We start from the raw sequence: 8,784 nt of genomic DNA on the forward strand, positions 1-8,784 counted from the left end.
GTCGGCGAAGTGCTCCAGCATGAAGTGGTCGGGGTCGCGCCAGTAGTCGAAGAGCTGGCTGCCCTGGATGTGCCGGCCGATGCCCCAGCTGCGCTTGTATCCGCGCTCGGCGAGGTACTCCCCGCCGGCGGCGATCGAGTCGAGGTCGGTGACCTGGTAGGCGGAGTGGACGTATCCGGTGCCGGGCCCCAGGTGCAGGGCGAGTGTGTGGTGGTCGACCGGGAGGCTGCCCTGGTCACAGCGGATGAATGCCATGGTCGGCCCGCGCCCGCGCTGCCCGTCGAGGAACAGGAAGTCGGACACGATCAGGCCGAGGGTGTCCAGGTACCAGTCCAGGGTGCGAATGAACGACCTTGTCTCCAGCACCACATGACCGAGGCGTTGAATGCGCGACGGCTCGCGCGGGGGCCGCTGGGTGGCGTTCGTACGACGGTGGTCCGTGCCGAAGTTCAGGATCAGCGGCTCCTGCTCGGGCAGCGCGGGCAGCTGCTCGCCGCAGTACACGACGCGGACCGGTAGGCCAGAGGGGTCGAGCAGCGAGACCGACTTCCCTCCGCCAGGGACGTTGATGTCCCGGACGGTATTGCCGGTGGCTGCGGCCAGCCGGTCGAGGTCGGTCCGCTCGGCCGCGCGGAACGCCGGCCCGACGAAGCGGGATGCATGCCCACGCCGGATGACCATGCAGGGTGGGCCCGCGAAGGTGCCGCGCAGCCAGAGTGCCTCCTCGGTGCGTGCGGCGATCGCGAACCCGAAGTCGCGCGCGAAGACCTCGGCCCGGTCCAGGTCCGGCTTTTCGAACTCCAGCCAGGCCAGGTCCGCCGCCTTGATCACGGGGTTCTGGGACCGGCCGGGATGTTCGCCGCGAAGAGCCCCCTGCTCGCTGTGGAGGTCTTCGTGAGGTGTCGGCGGAACCGCCTTGTTAACGGAGGTGTGGGACATGGTGTCCTCCAAGCAACACTGCTGTAATGAGGAAATCATCAGCTTTGCCGAACCTCATCGTCAATAGGTTGAAGCCGAAAGATTGAGGATCTCATCAGTAATGGCACACCCATCGCAACGGTTGTTACACTCGCCGCATGCCGACCTCAGCCCCGCCCAAGAACCGCTTCGAGCGCCGCCGCGCCGAAACCCGTCACGCGCTCGTCCGGGCGGCGCGGCAGATCCTGGCGGAGACCGGGGACACCAGCGCCAGTATCCAGGCCATCGCCGAGCGCGCGGACGTGGGTTTCGGCTCCTTCTACAACCACTTCGAGTCCAAGACGGAGCTGTTCGACGCCGCGGTGACGGACGCCCTGGAGGAGTTCGGACAGCTCATCGACGAGCGAGTGGAAGGGATCGACGATCCGGCCGAGCTGGTCGCCGCCGGATTCCGGCTCACCGCCAGGATGGCCGACTCCCACCCCGAGCTCACGCGGATCCTGCGTGATCGCGGTCTGGCATACATCCACTCCGACCGCGGTCTGGCGCCGCGAGCGCAGCGCGACCTGGAGATCGGCATCGCCTCGGGTCGCTTCGACTGCGCCAACGCGACCACCGCACTGTCAGCCGTGGGCGGCACCCTCATGTCCCTCGTGGCGCTCCGGCTGGCCCGCCCCGACCTCGACGGCGACGAGGCCGCCTCAGACCTGGCCGAAATGGTCTTGCGTATGCTCGGCGTCCCCGCGGACGACGCCCGTGAGGTCACCCGGCGCCCGCTGCCGGACCTCGACTGACGGCTGAGCAGGCACTACGTCTTCGGGAACCCTTGTTTGTCATACGCGGGCGTAGTCCCGGAAGGAGCTTGGCGGCGTTCTTGTCGGTGATTCGCCGCCAGGTGGTGCCGCCTGGCTGCTCCGCGGCGTCCACTGAGGCGATCTGCGCGGCGGCCAGGGTCCAGCAGTAGTCGCTCCTGTACAGCAGCCGGTCGCTACCGAACGCCCGGACGAGGGCCGGGACCTGGTGCGGGAACGGGGTTCCGGCCATGTCGAACCACAAACGCCGCTGTTCCTGGAGCGTGGGACCGTTGTGGGCACCGCTGTCGGAGGCCTTGCGGAAGAGCTCCGTGCGGTCGGCGAGCAACGGCAGGGCGCCGCCGCAGCGGGTGACGATCCACCGGATACGGGGATCCCCCTCAAGAACTCCGGTGAACACCATGTCGGCGACCGCTCGGGTGGAGTCGAAGAGGAATGTCTGAAGCCAGATCCTGACCTGCGGCGGAGCCTCCTGCGTGCCTCTAACCTGGGATTTCATCGTTGGCACGCGTTGGCTCCCGGCAGCCGTTTACGGGTGTCCTGCGGGCTGGCTGCGGACTGGTCGGAAGTCCCGAGGCAGAGAAATCCATGGCACACCGGCGGAACCTGCAACGAGACTGCGCAGGTGAGCGACTCCTACCCCTGCCCGTGCTGCGGACACCGCGTGCTGGACGCGATGCCCGGCTCGTACGAGATCTGCCCCGTCTGCTTCTGGGAAGACGACGGCGTCCAGTTCCGCTGGCCGACCATGGGCGGCGGGGCGAACAAGGTCTCCCTGATCGAGGCCCAGCGCAACTACCAGGACTTCTGCGCCTGCGACGAGCACGGCCGCCGGTTCGTCCGCCCGCCGGCCGAGGACGAGCCGCTCGACCCCGCCTGGCGCCCCATCGATCTGGCACGGGACTCCTTCGAGGACTGGGCGGCCGAGGACCGCGCCCCGTGGCCCGACGACCACTCGGTGCTCTGCTGGTGGCTGCCCACCTTCTGGCGCCGGAACCACTCCGCGTCATGACCTCCCACATCGAGACACTCGTCCAGCAGCTCGACGGCAAGGCCGACGAGTCCTACGACGCCCGCGCGGAGCTGATCTGGATCGGCGCCGACGCCATACCCACCGTCATCAACGGCCTGCCTTCCCTCGGCGGCTTCGGCCAGCTGACCGCCATCGAGGTCTTCGAGGAGGTGGGCGATCCCCGTTGCGGCCCCGCTCTCATCGGCCTGCTGGACAGCGACAACCCGACCGTCCGCGAATGGGCGGCCATGGCCCTGGCGAGCCTGGAGATCGACGGCGCCATCGAGCCCCTGCGCCGCGCCTACCGCGCCTGCCTGGAACGGGCGACTCCACCGGACTGGACCGAGTCCGTCGGCATCCGCTGGGCGCTGACCGAACTCGGCGCCCGCACCCCTGTCGTCCCACCACTCACCGCGCATCTACGTGCCACCGCTGCGGACGATGCCCCCGGCTGGCCCTCGGCCCACTTCACCGAGATCATCAACGACCTCGCCGACCACGCCCAGGTGATCCTCTACTCCCAGTTCTGGCGCGTGGACGCCGGCCGCACCTACGGCGTCTCCGGCACTGGCCTGGACTGGGAACTCGACTGGACCGCGCCCTGGGAGCACCTGGTCGAAGAGTCCCGCACCTGGTCTCTGCTGGAAGCCTCCGAAGCCCCCGCCGGCGACAACATCTTCGTCGCCCCCACCTGGATCGACCGTACCGACCTGTACCCGGAGAGGTGAAACCTGTGCCGTTCCAGCACCCCGAGGAGATCGGCTACGGCTACGTGATCGAGCGCTACGTGACGAGGAAGGACTCAGACCACCCGCGCTACCGCGAACTGAAGAGCGGTCGCGCCCTGCGGCCCGGGTGGCCACACGCCGAACGCTTCGCCCGTCGCCTCATCGACGACGCAGCCACGATCAACGATGCCGAGCTGGAGGCTCTCCTCGGCTACGAGTGGCGTTCACGCCTCACCGCCGCCTGGCTGATCGGCGTAGGCCGACGCGCCACGTTCCGCGAACGCATCGGCGACCTGCTCCTGGCCAGCGAGTTCTGCTTCTCCGGCAGCGCCTACTGCTTCGCCCTGGCCCGCTTCGGCACCCACGCGGACGCCGAGATCCTCACCGCCTACCTCGACCATTACCTCCCCCGCACCGACCTCCGCTACGACCAGCCCGCAGCCCTCGGCGCCCTCCTCCGCCTCGACGCCCTCCTCGGCACCCACCATGCGGACCGCTTCACCCAGCCTGACGGTCTCTGGAACCACTGGGTCAATGCCCTGGCCCACCTCCGCGACCACCCCGCCTACACCCCCGTCGAGCGTCACCGCTGGACGGACCTCCACTGCGACTTCGCTAACGGCTGGACCCGGCCGTAGCCGCAGCCGCCTGACCGCGGCTACGTGAAGTCCGCGTACGCCATGTACCGGCCGCACGTGCGGCACATGAAGAGGTAGCCGGTGGGCTGACTGTCCTTGTCCAGAGCACCCAGATAGCTCTCCACTGCCTCAGCAGACCACCCCCACGCGCCGGCCTCGCTGCGCAGTTCCTCCCGGGCATCCGGGAACGCGACCAGCTCGGCCGCCCCCACCGCCCCCATGAACGCCGCGCCGTCACCGCAGTGAAAGAACCACCGCGGGTCCTGCCAGGAGGAGAAGCCCGGCGTACACGCATCGACGGACAGCACGACCTCAAGCGGGACATCGTCCCTGACCGGGTCACCGATGAAGTGTGCGTCGTACTTCGCAGCCGCGCTGCCATCCGCGATGCACCATGGGCACAGCAGGCTGGAAAGTTTCTCGACCGCGTACACCGGGCCCGTGTAGATGAACCCCCGCGCCCTCCCGCAGCAGAGGCACGTCGTGCTGGATGCAACGACCGCCCCGGTCGCCAAGGGGTCGGGGTGGTAGGGAAAACCGGGCAACTCCTCGGACATGCCGGCCACGCTACCTGCGCGCAGGAAGGTCGTGCCGAACTGCACCCGTCCTCGGTCCGAAGGCGGTCACGGCCGCAGCAGCCGAGCCTGCGGGTCATAGCAAACGAGCCCCATCGATGCCGCGAGATCGGCGGCGTAGGCCGAAGCCTCCTCGGCCATGCTGTACCGCATCGGGAAGTAGATGAACGGCCCGGACGCCTCGCCGATCAACGGCCCCGTCGACCAGGGGGAGGTGTCCTCCTCGTCCTCCGTGAGATCCACCCATCGCGCCAAGAGCCCAGCAACGTACTCCGCGATACGCGGTGACGGTGGAAACTCTTCCTCCGTGTCGATGTATCGCTCGTACAGCTGGGTGAGGACCTCCCCCGCGATCACATCGTCAGCCGGCTTGCCGCCTTCCCACACCGCCAAGTCGTAGCTCATGGCCGAACTGTGCCATGCCCCACTGACAGCACCCTTCAGCGTCAATCGGCATGCCAGCCGCACCAGATGTCCGAGGGCACTGTTACGTTCCACCCATGCCCGCACCAGACGATCTACTCCTTCGGATCGAGCAGGAGCCTTCCCTTGCTGCCGCGCTCGCCTGGCCTGGCGACTTCGACGTCGAGCGCCGGGACCCCATTGAGGACCTTGCCCTTCCCACCGGAATCCCCCTACACCCGATAGCCGGATGCGGCGCTGGCGGCACGTACTTCCTGTGCGGGGAAGCCGGGGTCGACGAGAGGCCCGTCCTGTACGCCGATTCCGAGGGCCAGGCCACATTGATCGGCGCCGACCTCGTCGAGGCAGTCACGCTCATCGCCGTACTGCCCTTCTGGCGCGACCTGGCAAAGGGCTTCGCGATCAGCGAGCTTGACTCGGACCTTCGGGCCGACCACCCGGACTTCGACGCCGAGCGCGACCGCCTTCTGCACACCCTCGGGCTTGCCTCCATCTCCGAGGAGGAGGCTGCCGCTCGCCTGCTGGCTGTGGCTGCACGCACGGCCCCGGACTACGTGCCGCGCGTACTGGACGACGATCACCTGCCGTACGAGATTCTGTTTCCGAGCGGCCCTGCATAGCGAAACCAGCGCTTGACGTCAGTACCGGGCGATGACCTGTCGCAGGTCCGTGCCCAGGAGGTCCTCCAGCGCCTGGATGCTGGCTGGTGGTAGTGGCAGCTCGCATTCTGGATCTGTGGTTACGAGGCTGTACCTGGCGAAACCCGCAGCCCAGACGTAGTCGAGGGCGTTCAAGTCCGTCTGGGCAGAGCAACAGGGCATCGTCACGGCAAGTGCAGCGAAATAGCCGTCCGGAAGGGCTGCAGTGTCCATCGCGTTGCCCCACCAGTCTTCGATGTCGGAGCCGCATACGGGGCACCGAACACCACACCAGTTCTCCCCGGGATCAATGAAGGCTGTGCCGGGGATGTCCCAAACGTCGTAACCGCCCAACGCCTCAGGAACCAGTTGTTGTAGCCGGGCCTGCGCAGCCTCGCTCGCAGCCAACACAGGCGAGAAGAGCGGGTCCTTGGGTATGAGGTGGAGCAGCGTGATGCTCACGCTGCCGACCAGCCGTCCAGCGAGACTTCCGAACCGTGATTCAGGTAGTGGTGGAGGGCGCTGGCCGTGGTATCCACGAACGCCTCGGGGATGGCGTCGGCGTCGATCCAGCGGACCTGGGAGTGCTTGCGGGGTTCGCGGTTTTCGGGTTCGCCGGTCCAGTCGTGGGCGGCGAAGACGACGGTAAGGAAGCCGTTGGGGGCTTCGACTCCCCAGGCGCCGTGGATGATGTGGGCGATCTTGAGGGATTCGGGCTTCACGGTGAGGCCCGTCTCCTCGTAGAGCTCACGCACTGCAGTTTCGGTGATGGGTTCGCCCGGTTCGCTCTTGCCGACGGGGAGGTCCCACAGGCCCTGGGCGAACTTGGCGTTCTCGCTGCGCTGGAGGAGGACGACGCGGTTGGTGGCCTTGTCGTGGACGATGACGGCGGCGACCAGCAGGGTCATCGATTCGAGCGCCGGCTTGAGGGCCTTCGGCTGGTCGTTAGTCTGCTGGGCCACGGTGTTCCCTTCGTCGGGCGGGTTGTTGGGCATGTTAGGCGAGGGCCTCGCGGGCGCGGCGGGCGAGATCGGCGGCGCCGGGAACGCGGCGGCGCTGGTAGACCGCGAGGGTGGAGCGGATCGAGGTGATCGCCTTGCGGGTTCGGTCGGAGGTCATGCCTTCCATGAGGACCAGGGCCTGGGTCCAGGCGGCGACGGCCTCGTCGGCGCGGGCCTGGGCGGCGAGGCTGTCGCCGAGGTCTGCGTGGGTGAGGGCGTGGACGCGCTTGTACTTCTCGGGGTCCCAGCGGGTGAGGGCGTCGCGGTGCTGCTGCTCGGTGCCGATGTGGTCGGCGAGGTCGGTCAGGGTGCGGGCGGTGTGGCTGGCCACGGTGCCGGCGGCGGGGCCGCTCACACGGGAGTAGCTGGGCTGGGGGCCGTCGTCCCGTAGGAGGGCGTCCTCGGCGGCGAGCAGGGCGCGTGCGGCCGACGGGTTCTCGTCGGTGGCGGCGTAGGCGCGGGCGTGGGTGATGTGGAGGAGAGCCTCGGTCTGGCCGTCGACATGGCCGAGACCCGTGCGTAGGGCGCCTTCGACGAGGTCGACGCAACTGATCACGCACCTTTCGGATGTCTCGTCTGGAGGAAGAGCGGCTGCGTCGACGGATGCGCTGGTGAACCGCCCTGCAGGGGATGGCAGTACTGTTCCAGCGCACACGTCCCCCCGGGTGACGTACGACTGGCCGCTACCGGTCAGCAGCCGGGGGCGGCCACTCTCCGCCTCGGCCGAACACAGGAGGGAGGCGAGCCGGTGCTGGAGTCCCTGGGTCTGGACGATCCGACTGAGCGCACCTATCGCCACTTGTTGGCTTCTCCGCCGGTGACCGCGACGGAGCTGGCCAGGCACCAGTCCTGCAGCACCGCACAGGCCCGTCGCATGCTGGACGACCTGGTCGCAGCGGGCCTCGCGGTGCCCTCGGCGAGCCGGCCCACCCGCTACGCCCCGCTGGATCCGCGGATCGGTCTGGCCGCCCTGATCCGTGCGCGCCGTCTGGAACTGGAGCGCGCGGAGGCCGCGCTGGACGCCTACGGCGCCGAGTTCAATGAGCGCAAACTGAGCTCCGACCCGAGTCGGCTGGTGGAGATCATCGAGGGGCCGACAGCGATCAACGACTGGCTGACCGAGCTGATGGCGGGCGCCGAGCACGAGGTACTGTGCTTCGACACCCCGCCCTATCTGTCGGGTGACGCAAGTGCGTTGCAGTTCGAGGAGGACCTGCTGGCCCGTGGCGTGCGGGCGCGGGCTGTCTATTCGAGCCAGGTACTGGCCGTCCCCGAGCGCGCGGAACTGCTCCAGCACCTCGTGTCGCTCGGAGAGCAGGCCCGGGTGTTGCCCCATGTGCCGTTGAAGCTGCTGGTCTTCGACCGCCGCGATGCCCTGGTTCCGCTCACCGCAGGCGCCGACGGCCTGCGCACCACGGCCGCCCTGGTCCACCGGTCACCGCTGTGCGACGCCCTCGTCGACCTCTTCGAGGCGAGCTGGCAGCAGGCCACCCCGGTTTTCGGCAGCGAGGCCCGGCAGACGGAAGCCCATCCTGAGCTCAGCGAAAGCGACCGCAATCTGATCCATCTGCTTCATGCCGGGCTGAAGGACGAGACCATAGCGCGCCAAGTTGGCCTGAGCGAACGCACGTTGCGTCGGCGAATCGCCGACCTTACCGCCCGCCTCGGGGCGACGAGCCGGTTCCAGGCGGGTGCACAGGCCGTTCGCCGCGGCTGGATCTGATCCCCCCGGGCGCTTTCCCCTACAGCGGGGGCCGAACGACCGTGGGCGCCGGTGCACCCTCGGGCACCGGCGCCCACCCGCCCCTGCCCAGAGTGTGGTCTGTTGAATTGGTGTTGAGGTATCAGCTTGACTTTAAACCGGTGAAGATCATTTAGTTGTCGTAGTGCTCTCCGCCGCTGATGTGGGTTGGAGCCGGTTGTCCTTGCTGGTGGGGGCGGTCCTCCTCTTCCCGACCGGGTAGCGCAGACGGGGAGGCCGGGTGGTGCCCTTCGGGCGGCCGGGGCCCGCGGTGGCGGGTTTCGGCCTTCTGGCGGGA

Annotated in this window: 12 protein-coding genes and 1 pseudogene; 6 read left to right on the plus strand and 7 right to left on the minus strand. The window is 68.4% G+C overall.

What is annotated here, in order from left to right:
• On the minus strand, positions 1–939 hold a 939-nt coding region (locus ACIBJF_RS50205), incomplete at its 3' end, for a VOC family protein (RefSeq protein ID WP_399184583.1).
• Positions 940–1,076: 137 nt separating this feature from the next.
• Here ACIBJF_RS50205 and ACIBJF_RS50210 point away from each other — a divergent pair.
• Positions 1,077–1,712: a TetR/AcrR family transcriptional regulator gene (locus ACIBJF_RS50210; protein ID WP_399184584.1), complete on the plus strand. Its 636-nt coding sequence runs from the start codon at positions 1,077–1,079 to the stop codon at positions 1,710–1,712.
• Here the strand turns inward: ACIBJF_RS50210 and ACIBJF_RS50215 are convergent.
• Entirely contained in the window at positions 1,681–2,238 is a 558-nt protein-coding gene (locus ACIBJF_RS50215; protein ID WP_399184585.1) for a hypothetical protein, read from the minus strand. The genes ACIBJF_RS50210 and ACIBJF_RS50215 overlap by 32 nt on opposite strands.
• Before the next feature lie 117 nt (positions 2,239–2,355).
• On the opposite strand from ACIBJF_RS50215, the gene ACIBJF_RS50220 reads away from it, so the two are divergent.
• From ACIBJF_RS50220 to ACIBJF_RS50230, 3 genes are read left to right on the plus strand one after another with little or no spacing between them, the layout of a single operon-like run.
• A complete protein-coding gene (locus ACIBJF_RS50220; protein WP_399184586.1) occupies positions 2,356–2,742 on the plus strand; it encodes a CPCC family cysteine-rich protein in 387 nt (128 codons plus the stop codon).
• A complete protein-coding gene (locus ACIBJF_RS50225) occupies positions 2,739–3,470 on the plus strand; it encodes a HEAT repeat domain-containing protein (protein ID WP_399184587.1) in 732 nt (243 codons plus the stop codon). Before ACIBJF_RS50220 ends, ACIBJF_RS50225 begins: the two co-directional genes overlap by 4 nt.
• Positions 3,471–3,475: 5 nt before the next feature.
• A complete protein-coding gene (locus tag ACIBJF_RS50230; protein ID WP_399184588.1) occupies positions 3,476–4,108 on the plus strand; it encodes a DUF6000 family protein in 633 nt (210 codons plus the stop codon).
• A gap of 20 nt (positions 4,109–4,128) precedes the next feature.
• Here the strand turns inward: ACIBJF_RS50230 and ACIBJF_RS50235 are convergent, their stop codons facing one another.
• Together ACIBJF_RS50235 and ACIBJF_RS50240 are read right to left on the minus strand one after the other, a co-directional pair.
• The gene (locus tag ACIBJF_RS50235; protein WP_399184589.1) at positions 4,129–4,665 is read right to left on the minus strand and encodes a CbrC family protein; all 537 of its coding nucleotides are present in this window, start codon (positions 4,663–4,665) and stop codon (positions 4,129–4,131) included.
• A gap of 66 nt (positions 4,666–4,731) precedes the next feature.
• Positions 4,732–5,088 carry a hypothetical protein gene (locus ACIBJF_RS50240; protein ID WP_399184590.1) on the minus strand — a complete coding sequence of 119 codons (357 nt, stop codon included), beginning with the start codon at positions 5,086–5,088 and terminating at the stop codon, positions 4,732–4,734.
• A 95-nt stretch (positions 5,089–5,183) separates the two neighbouring features.
• Here ACIBJF_RS50240 and ACIBJF_RS50245 point away from each other — a divergent pair, with 95 nt between their 5' ends.
• Positions 5,184–5,726 (plus strand): hypothetical protein, encoded by a 543-nt coding sequence (locus tag ACIBJF_RS50245; RefSeq protein ID WP_399184591.1) that lies wholly within the window; start codon positions 5,184–5,186, stop codon positions 5,724–5,726.
• An 18-nt stretch (positions 5,727–5,744) separates the two neighbouring features.
• Here the strand turns inward: ACIBJF_RS50245 and ACIBJF_RS50250 are convergent, their stop codons facing one another.
• The 3 genes and pseudogenes from ACIBJF_RS50250 to ACIBJF_RS50260 all read right to left on the minus strand — a co-directional run.
• Complete coding sequence (locus tag ACIBJF_RS50250; RefSeq protein ID WP_399184592.1) at positions 5,745–6,206, minus strand: hypothetical protein; 462 nt, start codon at positions 6,204–6,206, stop codon at positions 5,745–5,747.
• Positions 6,203–6,739, minus strand: coding sequence for an NUDIX domain-containing protein (locus tag ACIBJF_RS50255; protein WP_399184593.1), 537 nt, complete (start codon positions 6,737–6,739; stop codon positions 6,203–6,205). The genes ACIBJF_RS50250 and ACIBJF_RS50255 overlap by 4 nt, the downstream gene beginning before the upstream one ends.
• A gap of 1 nt (position 6,740) precedes the next feature.
• Positions 6,741–7,292, minus strand: a pseudogene (locus tag ACIBJF_RS50260) (tetratricopeptide repeat protein); the annotation flags it as partial.
• A 201-nt stretch (positions 7,293–7,493) separates the two neighbouring features.
• Between ACIBJF_RS50260 and ACIBJF_RS50265 the strand changes: the two are divergent.
• Positions 7,494–8,468, plus strand: coding sequence for a helix-turn-helix domain-containing protein (locus ACIBJF_RS50265; RefSeq protein ID WP_399184594.1), 975 nt, complete (start codon positions 7,494–7,496; stop codon positions 8,466–8,468).
• The last annotated feature ends 316 nt before the right edge of the window (positions 8,469–8,784 follow it).

Source organism: Streptomyces sp. NPDC050743, from assembly GCF_044456925.1.
In the GTDB taxonomy this organism is placed as follows: Bacteria; Actinomycetota; Actinomycetes; order Streptomycetales; family Streptomycetaceae; genus Streptomyces.

Coding starts and splice junctions, on each gene's coding strand:
- ACIBJF_RS50210 (WP_399184584.1), top strand. CDS start 1,077: ATGCCGACCTCAGCCCCGCCCAAGAACCGCTTCGAGCGCCGCCGCGCC.
- ACIBJF_RS50255 (WP_399184593.1), bottom strand. CDS start 6,739: ATGCCCAACAACCCGCCCGACGAAGGGAACACCGTGGCCCAGCAGACT.
- ACIBJF_RS50240 (WP_399184590.1), bottom strand. CDS start 5,088: ATGAGCTACGACTTGGCGGTGTGGGAAGGCGGCAAGCCGGCTGACGAT.
- ACIBJF_RS50235 (WP_399184589.1), bottom strand. CDS start 4,665: ATGTCCGAGGAGTTGCCCGGTTTTCCCTACCACCCCGACCCCTTGGCG.
- ACIBJF_RS50245 (WP_399184591.1), top strand. CDS start 5,184: ATGCCCGCACCAGACGATCTACTCCTTCGGATCGAGCAGGAGCCTTCC.
- ACIBJF_RS50225 (WP_399184587.1), top strand. CDS start 2,739: ATGACCTCCCACATCGAGACACTCGTCCAGCAGCTCGACGGCAAGGCC.